Consider the following 17,725-nt stretch of genomic DNA (forward strand, 5'->3'; position numbering starts at 1 on the left):
ATCGCCATGTTTACCTTTATCAAAAAAGTCATCAAAACCGGGGCGCCGACGTCGTCGTATCCGCTGGAGCCGATTGCGGTCGATAAAAACTTCCGTGGCAAACCGGAACATAATCCGCAGCAGTGCATCGGCTGTGCGGCCTGTGTGAATGCGTGCCCGTCGAACGCGCTGACGGTAGAAACCGATCTGGTCACCAATGAGCTGGCGTGGCAGTTCAACCTTGGGCGCTGCATTTTCTGCGCCCGCTGCGAAGAAGTCTGCCCGACAGCGGCAATCAAGCTGTCGCAGGAGTATGAGCTGGCGGTGTGGAAGAAAGATGATTTCCTGCAGCAGTCTCGTTTTGGGCTGTGCAATTGCCGCGTATGTAACCGTCCGTTTGCGGTGCAAAAAGAGATTGATTACGCCATTGCGCTGCTTAAGCACAACGGTGATACCCGCGCGGAAAACCACCGTGAAAGCTTTGAGACCTGCCCGGACTGTAAGCGCCAGAAATGCCTGGTGCCGTCTGACCGTATTGAACTGACTCGCCATATGAAAGAGGCCAGCTGATGAGCAATTTATTAGGCCCACGTGACGCCAACGGTATTCCGGTACCGATGACGGTGGATGAATCCATTGCCAGCATGAAAGCATCGCTGCTGAAAAGCATTAAGCGTTCAGCGTATGTTTACCGCGTGGACTGCGGCGGCTGCAACGGTTGCGAAATCGAAATCTTTGCCACGCTTTCTCCGCTGTTTGATGCCGAACGTTTTGGCATCAAAGTCGTACCGTCACCGCGCCATGCGGATATTCTGCTGTTTACCGGCGCGGTAACTCGTGCCATGCGCTCTCCGGCGCTGCGTGCCTGGCAGTCTGCGCCAGATCCGAAAATTTGTATCTCTTACGGTGCCTGCGGTAACAGCGGCGGTATCTTCCACGACTTATACTGCGTATGGGGCGGCACGGACAAAATCGTACCGGTGGACGTGTATATTCCTGGCTGTCCGCCGACGCCTGCGGCAACGCTGTACGGTTTTGCCATGGCGCTGGGTCTGCTGGAGCAAAAAATTCACGCGCGTGCGCCGGGTGAACTGGACGAACAGCCGGCGGAAATTCTGCATCCGGACATGGTTCAGCCGCTGCGCGTGAAAGTGGATCGCGAGGCTCGCCGTCTGGCGGGATACCGCTATGGTCGCCAGATTGCTGATGACTATATGACGCAGTTAGGGCAGGGCGAGCATCAGGTGGCGCGCTGGCTGGAAGCGGAAAACGATCCGCGTCTGACCGAGATCGTCACGCATCTTAATCATGTTGTCGAAGAGGCGCGTATCCGATGAGTGAAACGGTGGTGTTCAGTCAACTGAGCCGTAAGTTTATTGATGAGAACGATGCGACGCCCGCTGAGGCGCAGCAGGTTGTCTATTACAGCCTGGCGATTGGTCACCACCTTGGGATCATCGATTGCCTGGAAGCGGCGTTAACTTGTCCATGGGACGAATATCTGGCATGGATTGCTACCCTTGCTGAGGGAAGCGAAGCCCGCCGGAAAATGGAAGGCGTGCCGAAATACGGCGAGATCGTTATCGATTTCAACCATGTGCAAATGCTGGCGCGTGCGTTCGATGATGCGCGTGCCGTGCAGACCCCGCAGCAGCAGGAGTGGAGCAAGCTGATGCTTAGCATGTTGCACGACATACACCAGGAAAGCGCCATCTATCTGATGGTGAGGAGACACCGTGACTGACGTTTTATTATGTGTGGGTAACAGCATGATGGGCGATGATGGCGCGGGCCCGCTGCTGGCTGAAATGTGCGCTGCAAATCCTCAAGGCAACTGGGTTGTCATCGACGGCGGTAGCGCGCCGGAGAACGATATTGTCGCCATCCGTGAACTGCGTCCGCAACGTTTATTGATTGTTGATGCCACCGATATGGGGCTGAACCCAGGTGAAATCCGCATTATTGATCCCGATGATATTGCCGAGATGTTCATGATGACAACCCACAACATGCCGCTGAACTACCTGGTCGATCAGCTGAAAGACGATATTGGTGAGGTGATTTTCCTCGGCATTCAACCTGACATCGTCGGCTTTTACTACCCGATGACACAGCCGATCAAAGATGCGGTTGATACCGTCTATCAGCGATTAGCCGGTTGGGAAGGACACGGTGGATTCTCCGAGCTGGAAGCGCCAGAAGAGTAAGCTGTATCAGTGCCGGATGTGAACGACATCCGGCCTGTTTCCCCTGCGTTCCTCGTCATTCAATTGCCTGCTCAATAATTAATTTCCCCTGCATCACTGATACATTCACTGCCGTACCGGTCGGAAATCCAGCTTGTTCCAGCCAGTCGCCGTTCAGCGTGAGCGAGGCGTGGCGACTGATTCGTCGCGTGTAACCCGTTTTTGGATCTTCATGGCGTTTTCTGACATAGCTGACTTTCAAGCGACGTACCGGTTTGGTGATTACCTCTGCTGATTTGCCCTTTTTATCAAACATGCACGCTTCCTTGTGGTGAACGGCCAGGATTAAAAACTACTGAATAAAATGCCAGTAAAAAAGGATGAGGGCAAACCTGAAACTGGAAGGACGATTCCACATCTGGAATGTAATAAATGAAATGAAAAAATGTACTTCTGCCGGAAGGCTGTAACCCCCTCCGGCAGAGCTTTCATGCCAGATCTGCGCCGTTGCTGGCGATGACTTTTTTGTACCACCAGAATGATTTCTTACGGGTGCGCGCCAGCGTGCCGTTGCCCGCGTCATCGCGGTCCACATACACAAAACCGTAGCGTTTGCTCATCTCACCGGTTGAGGCAGAAACCAGATCGATACAGCCCCAGGTGGTGTAACCCATCAGCGGCACGCCATCTTCAATCGCGTCTGCCATGGCGCGAATATGTTCGCGTAAATAGCTGATGCGATAGTCGTCATTGATCTCACCGTTAGCGTCAATTTCATCCTTCGCCCCCAGCCCGTTTTCAACCAGAAACAGCGGCTTCTGGTAGCGGTCATACATCATATTCATGGTGATGCGCAGGCCGAGCGGATCGATTCCCCAGCCCCATTCGCTGGCCGCAATATACGGATTCCGCAGTGACTTCACCACGTTGGCGGCGCTGGTATTGCCCGTGTTCATTTCAGCGGAGGCGCAGCGCGATGCGTAATAACTGAACGAGACGAAATCGACGGTGTTTTTCAGGATGTCGTCGTCTTCCGGGGCTTTTTCGATTATCACGCCTTTTTCGCGAAACACGCGGGCAGAGTAAGCCGGGTAGGCCCCGCGCGCCTGCACATCAATAAAGAACAGGTTTTCACGGTCTTTTTCCAGCGCGGTCCACACATCTTCCGGCTTACACGAGTAAGGATAAAAATTACCGCCAGCCAGCATACAACCGACCAGGTTTTGCGGATTAATTTCATGGGCTATTTTAGTCGCAAGGGCGCTGGCTATCAGTTCGTGGTGAGCGGCCTGATATTTCACTTGATCCTGATTTTCACCTTCTTCAAATACCAGCCCGGCGCCTGAAAAGGGGCTGTGCAGCATGATGTTGATTTCGTTGAACGTCAGCCAGTACTTCACCAGACCGTCAAAGGCCTCGAAGCAGGTACGGGCGTAGCGGGTAAAGAACTCCACTATTTTGCGGTTACGCCAGGAGCCGTACTCAGTGACCAGATGCATAGGCACATCGAAGTGACACAGCGTGACTAATGGCTCAATACCGTATTTTTTACACTCGGCAAACACGGCCCGATAAAACGCGATTCCGTCTTCATTCGGCGTCAGCTCGTCGCCGTTAGGGTAGAGGCGGCTCCAGGCAATGGAAGTACGAAAAACCGTAAACCCCATTTCCGCCATCAGCGCGATATCTTCTTTATAGCGATGATAAAAGTCGATCGCCTGATGGCTGGGATAAAATTCGTCATCCCGCAGCGTAAAGCGCTTCTCCTGACCCAGTTTGACGGGCATGCGGTGTGTGCCGTGGGGGATCATATCGACGGTAGTCAGCCCTTTGCCGCCTTCCCGGTATGCCCCTTCAGACTGGTTGGCGGCCAGTGCGCCGCCCCATAAAAATCCTTGCGGAAAAACAGACATAATTAACCTCAGTTCATACCAGTCAAATGCTGGCTCCATTGATATTGCCCGGTTGTGCGGCCTGGTTTTTTCTGGCCTGAGCGGCTGCATCTTCGACAGGAATATCTTCAAAGCCGAGAATCAGCGTTAGTACAAAAGAAAGCACTACCGCCAGCGCCATCACGCCAAATACCCAAACGATGGTCATCGGATTGGCCGGATCGAAAAACTGGACGCTGGTGAACAGACCTGGAGCCGCCATGGAGTGGCTTGCAAGCCCGGCCATTCCGGCAACAGCACCGCAGATAAAACCGCTGATAAGGCTCGCAATCAGCGGACGTTTCAGGCGAATTGCCACGCCATACAGCGCGGGTTCAGAAATGCCCGCCATGATGGCTGAGGCGGCGGCCGCTAACGCAGTCTGGCGCAGCTCCGGGTTTTTGGTTTTCCATGCCACTGCCAGCGATGAACCACCTAACGACAAATTGGCGCCGATTTCCGACGGCATCACCATGCCTTCTTTTCCGGTTTCGGCAATGGTCTGAATAATGGTTGGCGTAAAGACGCGGTGCATACCGGTCATTACCAGCAGCGGCCACAGCGCGCCCATAATGGCTACCGACAGCCAGCCGAGATAGCCGTGGATGGTATAGACCAGCGCTGAAATCGCGCTACCGATCCAGATACCGATCGGGCCAATGATGACGATGGCTAGCGGGGCGGCGATCAGCACGATCAGCATCGGTTTGAGGAAGTTTTTGGTCACCGCCGGAGTTATACGATCGACCCAACGTTCGATGTATGACAAGCACCAGGTCATGACCAGCGCCGGGATCACCGTGTAGGTGTATTTCACCGCCGTCACCGGGATCAGGGCAAACTCAACGTGCTCACCCTGCGCGGCCTTCGCCATCAGGTCGATAAAGCTGGGATGCACCAGTACGCCCGCGATGGCGATAGCCAGCGACATGTTGGTTTTGAATTTGATAGCGGCCGACGCGGCGACCATCAGCGGCAGGAAGAAGAATGCGCCGTCACCGATAACGGTCAGAATGGTGAGCGTGGACGATCCTTTCACCAGCACGCCAGTCATTTCCAGAACCATCGCCAGCAGCTTGAGCATTGATCCGCCGATAATCGCCGGGATCAACGGCGACATAGTGCCGATCAGCGCATCAAGGATCCCCGCGCCAATCCGCTTCAGCGTTAGCCGGGGTTTGGTTTGCGGTTCAGCTGGCTGCATGTTGGCAGGCAACAGGCTGACCACTTCACGATACGCCTGCGAAACGGTGTTGCCGATGATCACCTGGCACTGGTTCTCGTTACGCACCACGCCGAGCACGCCAGTGAGGGTTTTCAGCGTAGCACTGTCGACCAGCGAGTCATCTTTGAGAACGAAACGCAAACGGGTCATACAGTGGGTCACTGCTGTGATGTTGTCAACGCCTCCCAGAGCCGTCACAACGGAGCGCGCCAGCGCTGCATAATTCTTGGACATCGGATTTAATCCTGTTTTATCAGTAGGGTACGTTATGTTTTATCCGTTTACGTGGGTCGCTTTTCTGAGTTGATGAAACGCAGATAAGAAACCGGTTCCACAAAATCATGTTTAAATTGCATTAACTGATCAAGATTTAATTTTGATCATTTCTTGTAATTGTGACTCCGATCACCAGATGTCAGCGTCTGCGATTTAGCAGCAAGGACAGCGGCAAAACGGTGAAGTACACTGCGTCACATTGAGAGAAAAGGGATGAGTAATATGACCACGATGCTGGAGGTGGCGAAGCGTGCCGGGGTGTCGAAAGCGACGGTTTCCCGGGTGCTTTCCGGGAACGGCTATGTCAGCCAGGAAACCAAAGACCGCGTGTTTCAGGCCATTGAAGAGAGTGGTTACCGCCCAAATTTGCTGGCGCGCAGTCTGGCGGCGAAAACCACGCAGACGCTGGGTCTGGTGGTAACGAATACCCTTTATCACGGCGTCTATTTCAGCGAGCTGCTGTTTCATACCGCGCGGATGGCGGAAGATAAAGGACGCCAGCTGTTACTGGCTGACGGTAAGCACAGCGCTGAGGAAGAGCGCCAGGCGATCCAGTACCTGCTCGACCTGCGCTGTGACGCGATTATGATTTATCCGCGTTTTCTCAGCGTGGATGAGATAGACGATATCATCGATGCCCACAGCCAGCCGATTATGGTGCTTAATCGACGCCTGCGGAAAAACAGTAGCCACAGCGTATGGTGCGATCAAAAGCAGACCAGCTTTAACGCCGTTACTCAGCTCATTGCCGCCGGGCATAAAGAGATTGGTTTTATTACCGGCTCGATGGATTCGCCAACCGGCGTGGAGCGACTTTCAGGCTATAAAGACGCGCTGGCACATCATGGTATCGCCCTAAATAATGATCTGATTGTTAAAGGGAAATGGACGCCAGCCTGCGGCGCAGCGGGTGTGGGTACTTTACTTTCGCGCAAGGTCAATTTTACCGCGCTGGTGGCCAGCAATGACGATATGGCGATCGGCGCGATGAAGCAGTTGCACGAGCATGGCGTGCGCGTTCCTGCACAGGTGTCGGTGATTGGCTTTGATGATATCGCCCTCGCACCATACACTATTCCGGCGCTTTCCAGCGTTAAAATCCCGGTAACAGAAATGATTCAGGAAACGATTGGGCGTCTGATCTTTATGTTGGGTGACGGGGCGTTTACGCCGCCAAAAACGTTCACCGGTGAACTCATTGCGCGCGACTCAGTTGCGCCGCCCGCTTCGCGCTGACGGCTGTCATTTGTCATCGTCACTAGTGACGATGACACACCCTTCTTGCGTACTTCAAAACAAAATTCCTTTAATAACAGCAAATTAAATTCTGGCACGATTTGTGTATGTTTCGGCAGATATTCTGTCATTGCTGGAGAAATTGATGAACCGTTTCATCATTGCAGACGCCAATAAATGCATTGGTTGCCGTACCTGTGAAGTGGCCTGCGTGGTATCCCATCAGGATAACCAGGACTGCGCATCGCTGACCCCTGAAACCTTTTTACCCCGCATTCACGTCATCAAAGGCGTTAATGTCTCCACGGCGACGCTGTGCCGCCAGTGCGAAGACGCGCCGTGCGCTAACGTCTGTCCGAACGGTGCGATCAGCCGTGATAAAGGTTTTGTTCATGTAATGCAGGAACGTTGCATTGGCTGTAAAACCTGCGTTGTGGCTTGTCCTTACGGCGCAATGGAAGTGGTCGTGCGTCCGGTCGTGCGTAACAGCGGCGCAGGTCTGAACGTCCGCGCAGAAAAAGCTGAAGCCAATAAGTGCGACCTGTGCCACCATCGTGAGGCCGGTCCTGCCTGTATGGAAGTGTGCCCGACTCACGCGCTGATATATGTGGATCGCAATAAGCTTGAGCAACTGAGCGCGGAAAAACGTCGTCGCGCTGCGCTGGATTCCACCGCATCTTTGCTGTTCTGATATCTGAAAATCCGCGTAAAATACGGTAGTACTTATGCCGGATGGTGGCTTCGCCTTATCCGGCCTACTGTTCGCATCCACGTAGGCCTGATAAGCGTAGCGCCATCAGGCAAACCGGGATAGATGACTGCGGGAACGACTTAATGACAATAAACAACCACTCCGGCGTACAGCTGCGTATTCGCGGTAAGGTACAGGGCGTCGGATTTCGCCCCTACGTCTGGCAACTGGCGCAGCGGTTACAACTGCATGGCGATGTGTGTAACGACGGTGACGGTGTGGTTGTGCGCTTACAGGAAGATCCAGCGGAATTTATTGCGCAGCTGCATCAACACTGCCCACCGCTGGCGCGCATTGACAGCGTTGAGAGCGAACCATTCGCCTGGACGCAGCAGCCTGCCGATTTCTCGATTCGTCAAAGTGCTGGCGGCACGATGAATACGCAAATTGTTCCGGACGCCGCGACCTGTCACGAATGCCTTGTTGAAATGAACACCCCCGGCGAGCGCCGCTATCGTTACCCCTTTATCAACTGCACCCACTGTGGTCCGCGTTTTACGATTATCCGCGCCATGCCCTACGATCGTCCGTTTACCGTAATGGCGTCATTCCCTCTCTGCGCACAATGCGATCAAGAGTATCGCGATCCGTACGACCGTCGCTTCCACGCCCAGCCTGTTGCCTGTCCGGCATGCGGCCCTCATCTGGAGTGGTTCTGTGCGGGTGAGCGGGCGGAGAAAGAAGAGGCGCTGCAGGCGGCGGTATCGCGGCTGAAAGCAGGCGGTATTGTGGCGGTTAAAGGCATTGGTGGGTTTCATCTGGTGTGCGATGCGCGAAATGATAACGCCGTAGCGCTACTCAGGCTGCGTAAACATCGTCCGGCGAAACCTCTGGCAGTGATGCTGCCTGGCGATGACGGACTACCTGAACCCGCTCGTCGTTTGCTGACTACCCCTGCTGCGCCGATCGTGCTGGTACAGAAGCGCTATGTTGCTGCATTGAGCGAGGGTATTGCGCCGGGGTTAACGGAGGTTGGCGTCATGCTGCCAGCGAATCCGTTGCAGCATTTGCTCTTACAAGAGATGAATTGTCCGCTGGTGATGACCTCTGGCAACCTCAGCGGCAGGCCTCCGGCCATTACCAACGCCCAGGCGCTGGAAGATTTACACGACATTGCCGACGGTTTCCTGCTGCATAATCGCGAAATTGTGCAGCGGATGGATGACTCCGTGGTGCGTGACAGTGGGGAAATGCTGCGTCGTTCCCGGGGTTACGTGCCGGATGCGGTAGCACTACCGCCGGGATTTCTCGACGTGCCGCCGATGCTGTGCTTAGGCGCGGATCTGAAAAATACTTTCTGTCTGGTCCGTGGCGAACAAGCGGTTATCAGCCAGCATTTGGGCGATCTCAGCGATGACGGCATTCAGCAACAGTGGCGTGATGCGCTACGCCTGATCCAGAACATTTATGACTTTACGCCGCAGCGTATCGTACATGACGCGCATCCTGGCTATGTTTCCAGCCAGTGGGCCAGTGAAATGGAGCTGCCAACTGAAACGGTGCTGCATCACCATGCGCATGCTGCTGCATGTCTTGCGGAGCACGGCTGGCCGCTAGACGGTGGCGACGTGATTGCTCTGACGCTAGACGGTATCGGCATGGGGGAAAACGGCGCGCTGTGGGGGGGAGAGTGTTTGCGGGTCAACTATCGTGAATGCGAACACCTTGGCGGCTTACCGGCGGTAGCGCTGGCGGGTGGCGATCTGGCGGCAAAACAGCCGTGGCGTAATCTGCTCGCGCAGTGCCTGCGTTTTGTTCCTGACTGGCAGCGTTATCCGGAAACATCGGTGCTGCAACATCGAAACTGGAACGTGCTGGCGCGCGCTATTGAACGGGGAATTAACGCTCCGCTGGCGTCATCGTGCGGACGACTGTTTGATGCCGTTGCCGCCGCGTTGCAATGTGCACCGGAATCGTTGAGTTATGAAGGTGAAGCGGCCTGTGCGCTTGAGGCGATGGCATCGCAATGTGATGGCGTTGATCACCCGGTCACGGTGCCGCTTGATGACACTCAGCTGGACTTAGCGGTTTTTTGGCAGCAATGGCTGAACTGGCAGGCCAAACCAGCAGAAAGGGCGTGGGCGTTTCACGACGCGCTGGCGTGTGGGTTTGCCACTCTGATGCGAAAGCAGGCCGAAGCGCGCGGGATTAAGACGTTAGTATTCAGTGGCGGCGTGATGCATAACCGCTTATTGTCGGCCCGTCTGGCGTTTTATCTGCGTGATTTTACCTTACTGTTCCCGCAGCGTTTACCGGCGGGCGACGGCGGGTTGTCATTGGGGCAGGGCGTGATTGCCGCGGTGCGAGCGTTGGCGCAAAAATAAAAAAAAGCCCCGGGACTGGCGGGGCAAGAAAAACATGTCGGGGCATACCGACAAGTGGCAACGCACATCCATGTGCGTGAGGTTAATAAATCAGTAGCAGCGTTGCCGGGCAAAGTCGTAGGCCGGAGGCGCCATTCGGCATCCCAGACTTACACAGGCAACGTTTTCAGTAGCGCAAAGGCCTCTTTCATGCGGTCTTCACTGACGACAAACGCACACAGCTGGCCTTCGTCGTTCATCCCTCTGGCGACCATTCCCTGCGCTTCGGCGGCGATGTGCCAGTTCAGATCGCGGCGCTGGGTTTCCCCGGCCAAATGCAAAGGCAGTTCTGGCGTTTTGACTTTTACCAGCATGGCTGGCAGTTTCAATGGTGCATTGCCGCCGAGCAGATTTTTCGCCAGATACATGGCGCTCAGCTGAATCGGCTGCAGGAACGGGAGCACCTGACCGTTAATCTCCGCACAGTCGCCGAGAGCATAAATGTCCGGGTGGCTGGTTTGCAGATAGCTATCGACGCAGACACCACGATTGATGTTCAATCCGGCGCGACGCGCCAGCGCGGTCTCCGGGCGTAAGCCGGTTGCAGCGATCACCGCATCGACTTCTACGCTGCGGCTACGATCGAGCGTGGCACGAATACCTGACGCCGTTTTCTCCAGCCCCTGAAGCTGTGATTTCAGCAGCAGGTGTACGCCCATATCGGTCAGACGATGCTGTAAGCGACTGCTGACTTCCGGCGGCATCAGCGAAGCCAGAATGCTGGCGGCGTTGTCGATAAGCGTTACCGCTTTACCGGCACGACAAAAATCCATCGCTAATTCACTGCCAATCAAGCCGCCGCCGACAATCAGCACCCGCTGGGCGTCACGCAGCTGCGTTTCACAAGCGCGATACTCTTGTTGGCTGTTCAACGTGAGCATTAACTCACGTCCGGTAACCGGCGGTACAAAGGCTGAAGCGCCCGTCGCCAGCACCAGCTTGTCGTACTGCCACTGCTGATCCTGGCTTTTCACTACGTGGGCATCAGCATCGATGTCGGTTACCCAGGTGTGCGGAAACAGACGCAAATTAAACTGTTCGGCAAACTCCCCCGCCGACTGGCGGGTGAGGTCGTCTGCACGCTGTGACTGACTGATAACATGGCTGAGATCGGGCTTGTTGTACTCATCCATGCTGTCTGCAGCAATCAAGGTCAGCGGGACATTTGCATCCTGCTTACGGATATTTTTGACTAACTGGCGGGCGGCAAAGCCCGAACCAATAATGACAATTCCGCGGCTCATTTTGCCTCCGTTGCCAGTACGTCGAATACGTCTTTACCTAATGAACATTCTGGACACAGGAAGTTATCCGGCACGTCGCTCCACGGTGTACCCGGCGCAACATCCTGCAGCGGTTCACCTTTTGCCGGGTCGTAAATCCACTGGCACACGCTGCACTGCATGCTAGGGCCAAGATCGGCGGCAGCCGCAGCGGCGCAAGCGCACTCTTCTTCTTTGGATGCGGCTTTCACGGTTGTTTCCGGCAGTGGAGCAAGCGCCCACTGACGCGCGATTTCACGGCCGTGCTGGCGGCACAGTTCCAGTGCATCCAGGTCCGGACGCCATTTTGCCTTCAGGCTCAGCGACATTTCGAAACCAGCATCCTGCAAACGCGTGGACAAACGGTCTACTGCACCGCCGCTCCAGCCGTGTGAACCAAAGGCGCTGGCGCGTTTGTTACGAAAACGCAGGCCGGTCATCTCTTCCACCAAACCAGCGATTTTTGGCATCATCACGTTGTTCATCGTCGAAGTACCGACCAGCACGCCTTTAGAGCGGAAGACGTTAGTCAGAACTTCGTTCTTATCGCTACGGGCGACGTTAAAGATTTTTACTGCCACGTTCGGGTCAACTTCGTTGATGCCCTGGGCAATGGCGTCGGCCATCATGCGGGTGTTGTTGGACATGGTGTCGTAGAAAATGGTGATGCGGTCTTCCTGATAATCCGCCGCCCATTTCAGATACATTTCCACGATTTGCGTCGGGTTGTCGCGCCATACCACGCCGTGGGAAGTCGCAATCATATCGACAGGCAGGTTGAAGCCGAGGATCTCAGTAATTTTCGGTGTAACCAGACGGCTGAACGGCGTCAGAATGTTGGCGTAGTAACGCTGGCACTGTTCGAACAGTTCGGTTTGGTCAACTTCATCGTTAAACAGACGTTCGTCGCAGTAGTGCTGACCGAAGGCGTCGTTACTGAACAGTACCGCGTCGCCGGTCATGTAGGTCATCATGCTGTCAGGCCAGTGCAGCATTGGCGTTTCAACGAAGATCAGCTGTTTGCCGTTACCAATGTCCAGTGAATCACCGGTTTTCACCACGTTGAAATTCCACTCCGGGTGATGGTGATGCCCGTTGATAGAGTCAATGGCGTTGGCTGTGCAGTAAATCGGCGTATCCGGGATGCAGGACATCAGCTCGGTCAGCGCCCCGGCATGGTCTTCTTCCGCGTGGTTAATGATGATGTAGTCGATATCCGCGAGGTCAATTTCACTGCGCAGGTTCTGCACGAATTCACGGCTAAACTTGTGGTCTACTGTATCGATCAGGACATTTTTTTCTTCACGGATGAGATAGCTGTTGTAGCTGCTGCCGCGCAGCGTTTTGTATTCAGTCCCGTGGAAATCACGAACTTCCCAGTCACGTTGGCCAACCCAATGAATGTTATTTTTAACCAGAATAGACATAGCAACCTCAGTAATTAATTCAGCGTTTTTCTAAAAAAGATGTTTTGCTTATTGCAGGTTGCGTGCCAACTTTTTATTTTATTGATTTTAATGGGTTTATTGTTTTCTGCTTATTAAGTGGTAGTCAAAATGACTATTCATTTTATTGTCAATATGACAATATGAATTGTCAAAATGACAATGAGGTAGTTATGAGCTTTTCCGTAGACGTGCTGGCGGGCATCGCCATTGAATTACAAAGCGGTATTGGACATCAGGACCGTTTTCAACGCCTGATAACCACCTTGCGTCAGGTGCTGGAGTGCGACGCGTCGGCGCTATTGCGCTACGAGTCGCGACAGTTTATTCCGCTGGCGATCGATGGGCTGGCGCAGGATGTCCTCGGCAGGCGCTTTACTCTGGAAGGGCATCCGCGTCTGGAGGCGATTGCCCGCGCCGGAGACGTGGTTCGTTTCCCTGCCGACAGCGATTTGCCAGACCCATATGATGGTCTGATTCCGGGGCAGGAGAGTCTGAAAGTGCATGCCTGTATTGGGCTGCCGTTGTTCGCCGGTCAAAATTTGATTGGTGCGTTAACCCTGGATGGCATGGAGCCCGATCAGTTCGATGTTTTCAGCGATGAGGAGCTTAGGCTGATTGCCGCGCTGGCGGCGGGCGCGCTGAGCAATGCGCTGCTGATTGAACAACTGGAAAGCCAGAATATGCTGCCAGGCTCATCAACGGCTTTTGAGCAGGTGACGGAAACCCAGATGATTGGCCTGTCGCCCAATATGATGCAGTTGAAAAAAGAGATTGAGATTGTGGCGGGGTCCGATCTCAACGTGCTGATTAGCGGCGAAACAGGGACCGGGAAGGAGCTGGTGGCTAAAGCTATCCATGAAGGTTCGCCGCGCGCGGTGAATCCACTGGTGTATCTGAACTGTGCGGCGTTGCCGGAAACCGTAGCCGAAAGTGAGCTGTTTGGTCACGTAAAAGGCGCATTTACCGGGGCTATCAGCAATCGTAGCGGTAAGTTTGAAATGGCCGACAATGGGACGCTGTTTCTCGACGAGATAGGCGAACTCTCGCTGGCGCTACAGGCTAAGCTGCTGCGCGTATTGCAGTACGGCGATATTCAGCGCGTGGGTGACGATCGCAGCCTGCGCGTGGATGTGCGGGTGCTGGCGGCGACGAACCGTGATTTACGCGAAGAGGTGCTGGCCGGGAATTTCCGCGCGGATTTGTTCCACCGTCTGAGCGTCTTCCCCCTTTCTGTACCGCCTCTTCGTGAGCGCGGCGAAGATGTGGTGCTGCTGGCCGGCTATTTTTGCGAGCAATGCCGACTGCGGCTGGGTCTTTCCCGCGTGGTGCTAAGCCCTGGCGCGCGTAGCCATCTGCTGAATTACGGCTGGCCCGGAAACGTGCGCGAGCTGGAGCATGCCATTCACCGGGCGGTTGTTCTGGCCAGGGCTACCAGGGCAGGGGATGAAGTGGTGCTGGAGGCGCAGCATTTTGCCCTGCAGGACGAAGGTCCGACTCCGCAGGCGGCGGAAGTTGTTGCGGAGATCCCGCAACATCACAATCTGCGTGAAGCAACAGAGTCGTTCCAGCGGGAGATGATCCGCCGGGCATTGGTGCAAAATAATCACAGTTGGGCGGCAAGTGCGCGGGCGCTGGAAACAGACGTCGCCAACCTGCACCGGCTGGCGAAACGTCTGGGTCTGAAGGATTAGATAATACCGGCCTGATAAAAATCCTGCAGGTTGATAGCACCGGTGAGTTTACCGTTTTCATCGACCACCGGTGCGGCAGTGATTTTACGCTTCATCAGGATCTCTTTGGCGTCAATCGCGCGGCTCTGCGCCTGTAGCGTAATGCCATTCTGAGTCATAGCTTCGCTAACCTGGGTGGTAAGCGCTCCGCCGCCAACCAGCCAGCGGCGCAGGTCGCCGTCGGTAAAGACCCCTTTCACCAGTGACTGATCGTCGCAGACCGCGACCAGGCCAAGACCCGTGCGGCTGAGTTCCAGCATCGCGTCCATCACGCTGGTGGTGAGCTTCACCTGAGGTATGGCATCGTCACGGCGCATCAGATGATGCACTTTATTCAACAGACGAGCGCCCAGCGCACCTGCCGGATGTGAGCGGGCAAAATCTTCTTCGTTAAAGCCGCGCGCCTGCATTACGGCGATCGCCAGCGCGTCGCCCATCATCAACGTATTTACGGTGCTGGACGTCGGTGCCAGGCGCATCGGACAGGCTTCGCGCTCAACGGAAATATCCAGCACGGCTTTGGCTGCCAGACCCAACGGTGAGGTCGGTTTTCCGGTCATTGCCAGCAGTGCGACGGATTTGTCTTCCAGGCGTGGGATGATGAGATCCAGCTCTTTCGCACCGCCGGAGTAGGAGATAAACAGCATGACATCACGGCTTTCGATCATCCCTAAGTCGCCGTGCAGCGCTTCCGCCGGATGCACAAAAAAGGCGGGTGTGCCGGTACTGGCGAGGGTCGCCGCAATTTTTTTGCCAATATGACCTGATTTACCAATACCGGAGACAATGACTTTGCCTTCACAGTGGATAATCGTATTGGCGGCGCGGACAAAATCATCGCCCAGGCGTTCTGGCAGTCGGCTGGCTTCCTGTAGTTCCAGCATTAACGTCTGACGGCCCGCGTTCAGTAGTGCATCACTCATTGGTTTCTCCGGTTATGATCACTTCAATCCCTTTTGCTTCCAGCGCCTGACGAAACGCAGGGTCGATGCCCGCATCGGTAATCAGCTTGTCGACGCTTTCCAGACTGCATACAACATTAGGGCTTTTGCGCCCAAATTTTGACGAGTCAGCCATCAGAATCACTTCGCGAGCGGCATTGCACATCGCTTTACTGACGCTAAACACCTCATTAAAGGTGGTCACGCCGGCATTGAGGTCAATGCCGTCGGTGCCCATGAAGAGTTTATCAAAGCTGAACTGCTCAAAGGCGTTTTCTGCCAGCTGACCGTGAAATGACGCAGATTTTTTGCGAAAGGTCCCGCCGGGCATCAGGATAGTTTGCTCGTTGTCCAGCTCCGAAAGGGCGTTAACAATGTGCAGACTGTTGGTCATGACGGTGATGTTGCTAAAGCGCGTGAGCATCGGCACCATCTGCAGTACGGTGCTACCCGCATCCAGAATAATAGAGTCGCCATCGTGTATAAAACGGACGGCGGCTTCGGCAATCTGCTCTTTTTTATGCGTATTGATTAGCGTTTTGTGATCGATTGGCGGGTCGGATTCGTCTTTATTTAATACTACGCCGCCATAGGTACGAATGACGGTTCCGGCATTTTCCAGAATGACCAGGTCTTTGCGAATGGTCGTGCCGGTCGTGTCAAAGTAGTGGGCCAGTTCTTCAACCGAGCATTTTCCCTGCTTTTGCAGATGCTCCAGTATGGCAGCCTGACGCTGACGAGGTTTCATAGGCGTGATTACCCTGACTTAATAGGTTGCAAAATGATAATTTCGCAAGCTATTAGCATTCACAACGAAATTACCCATGTTTCAGTTTAAGCGCCAATGATAGTGCATTCTGCGCTAATGGATCATGGGGAAAGATCACATCAGGCTGTAAATCATCAAGATGTTTGCCCATTATTGTGGCAATTTTGCCGGGTCTGGCGAATACCGTAAGACCTTTCATAAATAACGTATCGGTAACCCGTTGCTGCTCATCCAGCGCAATGGCTACCACCACGCGTGGTTTAAAACGCCCACCGGAGCGACCAACACCAACCCGACCTTGCTGGCAGAGTTGATCAAACGCCCGGTTAAAGCGGGATATTTGCCAGCCACCAAGCGCCAGTTGCAGGCACCAGGCGATAGCGGCGACGGTAATCAGTGCGGAAACCATTATGTACTCCTTTGATTTTGCCGGATAAGCGCAGCCGCCATCCGGCAATTCAACATTAAAACATCACCTGACCGCCGGTCACGTTGATGGACTGCCCGGTGCAGTAAGAGGCTTTTGGACTGGCGTAAAACAGCAGCATGTTCAGTACGTCCTGATAATCGCAGCCGCGCTTGAGCGGAACCTTATCAATGTAATACTGCTCAACTTCGTCTGGCTTAAGGCCAAGCTTGGTCGCATATTGCGGCAATAACGACTGAAACATCGGTGATTTCAGCAGATTACCGAGCATCAACGAATGCACGGTAATCCCGTATTCCGCCAGATCCAGCGCCAGCGACTGGGTTAGGCCCACGCCGCCAAATTTTGCCGCGCTATAACCTGAGTTGTGTTTACTGCCCACTTTCCCTGATTTGGAGTTGATCTGGATAATGCGTCCCTGCACGCCATCGCGGATCATCAGGCGTGAAAATTCACGTGCACAGAGGAAGTAGCCGACCAGATTGACCTGCAGCGAGCGGTCGAAATCCCCAAGCTGAAAGTCGCTGATAAACGCGGCTTTAGCGATACCCGCGCTGTAAACCAGAAGATCGACACGACCGAATATTTCATCCACTCCGCGCGACAGCGCCAGCACGCTCTGTTCGCTGGTGGCATCTGCGCCAAAACCGTACGCGGTACCTTCGCCAAACTCGGCGTTAATTTCTTGCGCGACGTTGGCAGCTTTATCGCTTTGAATATCCACCACCGCGACGCGGTATCCTTCTGTCGCAAGCCCACGGCAAAGGAATGCCCCCAGGGTCTGGCCTCCACCAATGACAACGGCAACCTGATTCATTTTTATCTCCTTCAATCTTAAGCAACAAACTTCAAAATACAGCCCGGGGCGATACCGTCCGGGACGGGGCCCGCAACGTGTACAGTGCCGGGGAATTCCGCTCCGCTCTGCCCGTCAAAGCGCAGGGTTATATGCCCGAGTTCACGTAAGTTTTGTTCCGCAACGCTGCCAACGGCGGTGACCGGGTAGTGGTGCTGGCCCAGTTCAAACTGGATCCCGGCTTGCAAAGAGCCGTTCAGCTCCCCGTGGCAATGGATGAAACAAAACTCTTCGATATCCGCTGGCGCGCCTTCACGAAAGGTAATCAGCATCTGGTCGCACAGTGCATCCGGGGCGCTCTGGCCGATACGGGTAATGGTGGTTTGATAAATTACGGTCATTTTT

General features: G+C 54.6%; 18 protein-coding genes. 8 read left to right on the plus strand and 10 right to left on the minus strand.

Going from position 1 to position 17,725, the window contains the following annotated elements; genetic code table 11:
- Positions 1-6 precede the first annotated feature (6 nt).
- Genes IB222_RS05120 through hycI form a run of 4 tightly spaced genes read left to right on the plus strand, consistent with a single transcriptional unit; the run spans position 7 to position 2,186 of the window.
- The gene (locus tag IB222_RS05120; protein ID WP_003825918.1) at positions 7-549 is read left to right on the plus strand and encodes a formate hydrogenlyase complex iron-sulfur subunit; all 543 of its coding nucleotides are present in this window, start codon (positions 7-9) and stop codon (positions 547-549) included.
- Positions 549-1,316 (plus strand): formate hydrogenlyase subunit HycG, encoded by a 768-nt coding sequence (gene hycG, locus IB222_RS05125; RefSeq protein ID WP_003037388.1) that lies wholly within the window; start codon positions 549-551, stop codon positions 1,314-1,316. Before IB222_RS05120 ends, hycG begins: the two co-directional genes overlap by 1 nt.
- On the plus strand, positions 1,313-1,723 hold the full coding sequence (locus IB222_RS05130; protein ID WP_003037385.1) for a formate hydrogenlyase maturation HycH family protein: 411 nt from the start codon (positions 1,313-1,315) through the stop codon (positions 1,721-1,723). The genes hycG and IB222_RS05130 overlap by 4 nt, the downstream gene beginning before the upstream one ends.
- A complete protein-coding gene (gene hycI, locus IB222_RS05135) occupies positions 1,716-2,186 on the plus strand; it encodes a hydrogenase maturation peptidase HycI (protein WP_149384677.1) in 471 nt (156 codons plus the stop codon). The genes IB222_RS05130 and hycI overlap by 8 nt, the downstream gene beginning before the upstream one ends.
- A gap of 55 nt (positions 2,187-2,241) precedes the next feature.
- Here the strand turns inward: hycI and IB222_RS05140 are convergent, their stop codons facing one another.
- The 3 genes from IB222_RS05140 to ascF form a co-directional block, all read right to left on the minus strand.
- Entirely contained in the window at positions 2,242-2,481 is a 240-nt protein-coding gene (locus IB222_RS05140) for a SymE family type I addiction module toxin (RefSeq protein ID WP_003037379.1), read from the minus strand.
- 172 nt (positions 2,482-2,653) lie between these two features.
- A complete protein-coding gene (locus IB222_RS05145) occupies positions 2,654-4,078 on the minus strand; it encodes a 6-phospho-beta-glucosidase (protein ID WP_149384676.1) in 1,425 nt (474 codons plus the stop codon).
- Positions 4,079-4,100: 22 nt separating this feature from the next.
- Positions 4,101-5,555: a PTS cellobiose/arbutin/salicin transporter subunit IIBC gene (gene ascF, locus IB222_RS05150; RefSeq protein ID WP_149384675.1), complete on the minus strand. Its 1,455-nt coding sequence runs from the start codon at positions 5,553-5,555 to the stop codon at positions 4,101-4,103.
- A gap of 264 nt (positions 5,556-5,819) precedes the next feature.
- Here ascF and IB222_RS05155 point away from each other — a divergent pair, with 264 nt between their 5' ends.
- The 3 genes from IB222_RS05155 to hypF all read left to right on the plus strand — a co-directional run bounded on the left by IB222_RS05155 (position 5,820) and on the right by hypF (position 9,908).
- Positions 5,820-6,833: a LacI family DNA-binding transcriptional regulator gene (locus IB222_RS05155; protein ID WP_126317500.1), complete on the plus strand. Its 1,014-nt coding sequence runs from the start codon at positions 5,820-5,822 to the stop codon at positions 6,831-6,833.
- Positions 6,834-6,978: 145 nt separating this feature from the next.
- Entirely contained in the window at positions 6,979-7,524 is a 546-nt protein-coding gene (hydN, locus tag IB222_RS05160) for an electron transport protein HydN (protein WP_003037366.1), read from the plus strand.
- A 143-nt stretch (positions 7,525-7,667) separates the two neighbouring features.
- Positions 7,668-9,908: a carbamoyltransferase HypF gene (gene hypF / locus IB222_RS05165; RefSeq protein WP_149384674.1), complete on the plus strand. Its 2,241-nt coding sequence runs from the start codon at positions 7,668-7,670 to the stop codon at positions 9,906-9,908.
- Between the two features lie 149 nt (positions 9,909-10,057).
- Here the strand turns inward: hypF and norW are convergent, their stop codons facing one another.
- The gene (gene norW, locus IB222_RS05170; protein WP_048215690.1) at positions 10,058-11,191 is read right to left on the minus strand and encodes an NADH:flavorubredoxin reductase NorW; all 1,134 of its coding nucleotides are present in this window, start codon (positions 11,189-11,191) and stop codon (positions 10,058-10,060) included.
- Positions 11,188-12,636, minus strand: coding sequence for an anaerobic nitric oxide reductase flavorubredoxin (gene norV / locus IB222_RS05175; protein WP_008785624.1), 1,449 nt, complete (start codon positions 12,634-12,636; stop codon positions 11,188-11,190). Before norV ends, norW begins: the two co-directional genes overlap by 4 nt.
- A 191-nt stretch (positions 12,637-12,827) precedes the next feature.
- On the opposite strand from norV, the gene norR reads away from it, so the two are divergent.
- Positions 12,828-14,348, plus strand: coding sequence for a nitric oxide reductase transcriptional regulator NorR (gene norR, locus IB222_RS05180; protein WP_149384673.1), 1,521 nt, complete (start codon positions 12,828-12,830; stop codon positions 14,346-14,348).
- Here norR and gutQ read toward each other — a convergent pair.
- The 5 genes from gutQ to srlB all read right to left on the minus strand — a co-directional run bounded on the left by gutQ (position 14,345) and on the right by srlB (position 17,721).
- A complete protein-coding gene (gutQ, locus tag IB222_RS05185; RefSeq protein ID WP_003825938.1) occupies positions 14,345-15,310 on the minus strand; it encodes an arabinose-5-phosphate isomerase GutQ in 966 nt (321 codons plus the stop codon). The genes norR and gutQ overlap by 4 nt on opposite strands.
- Entirely contained in the window at positions 15,303-16,076 is a 774-nt protein-coding gene (locus IB222_RS05190; protein ID WP_003037350.1) for a DNA-binding transcriptional repressor, read from the minus strand. Before IB222_RS05190 ends, gutQ begins: the two co-directional genes overlap by 8 nt.
- Before the next feature lie 70 nt (positions 16,077-16,146).
- Positions 16,147-16,506 carry a transcriptional regulator GutM gene (gutM, locus tag IB222_RS05195; RefSeq protein ID WP_003825941.1) on the minus strand — a complete coding sequence of 120 codons (360 nt, stop codon included), beginning with the start codon at positions 16,504-16,506 and terminating at the stop codon, positions 16,147-16,149.
- Positions 16,507-16,561: 55 nt separating this feature from the next.
- On the minus strand, positions 16,562-17,341 hold the full coding sequence (srlD, locus tag IB222_RS05200; protein WP_003037345.1) for a sorbitol-6-phosphate dehydrogenase: 780 nt from the start codon (positions 17,339-17,341) through the stop codon (positions 16,562-16,564).
- Between the two features lie 17 nt (positions 17,342-17,358).
- Positions 17,359-17,721, minus strand: coding sequence for a PTS glucitol/sorbitol transporter subunit IIA (srlB, locus tag IB222_RS05205; RefSeq protein WP_149384672.1), 363 nt, complete (start codon positions 17,719-17,721; stop codon positions 17,359-17,361).
- Positions 17,722-17,725 lie beyond the last annotated feature (4 nt).

Origin of the sequence: Citrobacter sp. C13 (assembly GCF_014596815.2) — a bacterium.
Classification (GTDB): domain Bacteria; phylum Pseudomonadota; class Gammaproteobacteria; order Enterobacterales; family Enterobacteriaceae; genus Citrobacter; species Citrobacter portucalensis.

Bases quoted from the DNA above. Each gene is read 5' to 3' on its own strand.
- IB222_RS05120 (WP_003825918.1), top strand. From the start codon at position 7: ATGTTTACCTTTATCAAAAAAGTCATCAAAACCGGGGCGCCGACGTCG.
- hycG (WP_003037388.1), top strand. From the start codon at position 549: ATGAGCAATTTATTAGGCCCACGTGACGCCAACGGTATTCCGGTACCG.
- IB222_RS05130 (WP_003037385.1), top strand. From the start codon at position 1,313: ATGAGTGAAACGGTGGTGTTCAGTCAACTGAGCCGTAAGTTTATTGAT.
- IB222_RS05140 (WP_003037379.1), bottom strand. From the start codon at position 2,481: ATGTTTGATAAAAAGGGCAAATCAGCAGAGGTAATCACCAAACCGGTA.
- IB222_RS05145 (WP_149384676.1), bottom strand. From the start codon at position 4,078: ATGTCTGTTTTTCCGCAAGGATTTTTATGGGGCGGCGCACTGGCCGCC.
- ascF (WP_149384675.1), bottom strand. From the start codon at position 5,555: ATGTCCAAGAATTATGCAGCGCTGGCGCGCTCCGTTGTGACGGCTCTG.
- IB222_RS05155 (WP_126317500.1), top strand. From the start codon at position 5,820: ATGACCACGATGCTGGAGGTGGCGAAGCGTGCCGGGGTGTCGAAAGCG.
- hydN (WP_003037366.1), top strand. From the start codon at position 6,979: ATGAACCGTTTCATCATTGCAGACGCCAATAAATGCATTGGTTGCCGT.
- hypF (WP_149384674.1), top strand. From the start codon at position 7,668: ATGACAATAAACAACCACTCCGGCGTACAGCTGCGTATTCGCGGTAAG.
- norW (WP_048215690.1), bottom strand. From the start codon at position 11,191: ATGAGCCGCGGAATTGTCATTATTGGTTCGGGCTTTGCCGCCCGCCAG.
- norV (WP_008785624.1), bottom strand. From the start codon at position 12,636: ATGTCTATTCTGGTTAAAAATAACATTCATTGGGTTGGCCAACGTGAC.
- norR (WP_149384673.1), top strand. From the start codon at position 12,828: ATGAGCTTTTCCGTAGACGTGCTGGCGGGCATCGCCATTGAATTACAA.
- gutQ (WP_003825938.1), bottom strand. From the start codon at position 15,310: ATGAGTGATGCACTACTGAACGCGGGCCGTCAGACGTTAATGCTGGAA.
- IB222_RS05190 (WP_003037350.1), bottom strand. From the start codon at position 16,076: ATGAAACCTCGTCAGCGTCAGGCTGCCATACTGGAGCATCTGCAAAAG.
- gutM (WP_003825941.1), bottom strand. From the start codon at position 16,506: ATGGTTTCCGCACTGATTACCGTCGCCGCTATCGCCTGGTGCCTGCAA.
- srlD (WP_003037345.1), bottom strand. From the start codon at position 17,341: ATGAATCAGGTTGCCGTTGTCATTGGTGGAGGCCAGACCCTGGGGGCA.
- srlB (WP_149384672.1), bottom strand. From the start codon at position 17,721: ATGACCGTAATTTATCAAACCACCATTACCCGTATCGGCCAGAGCGCC.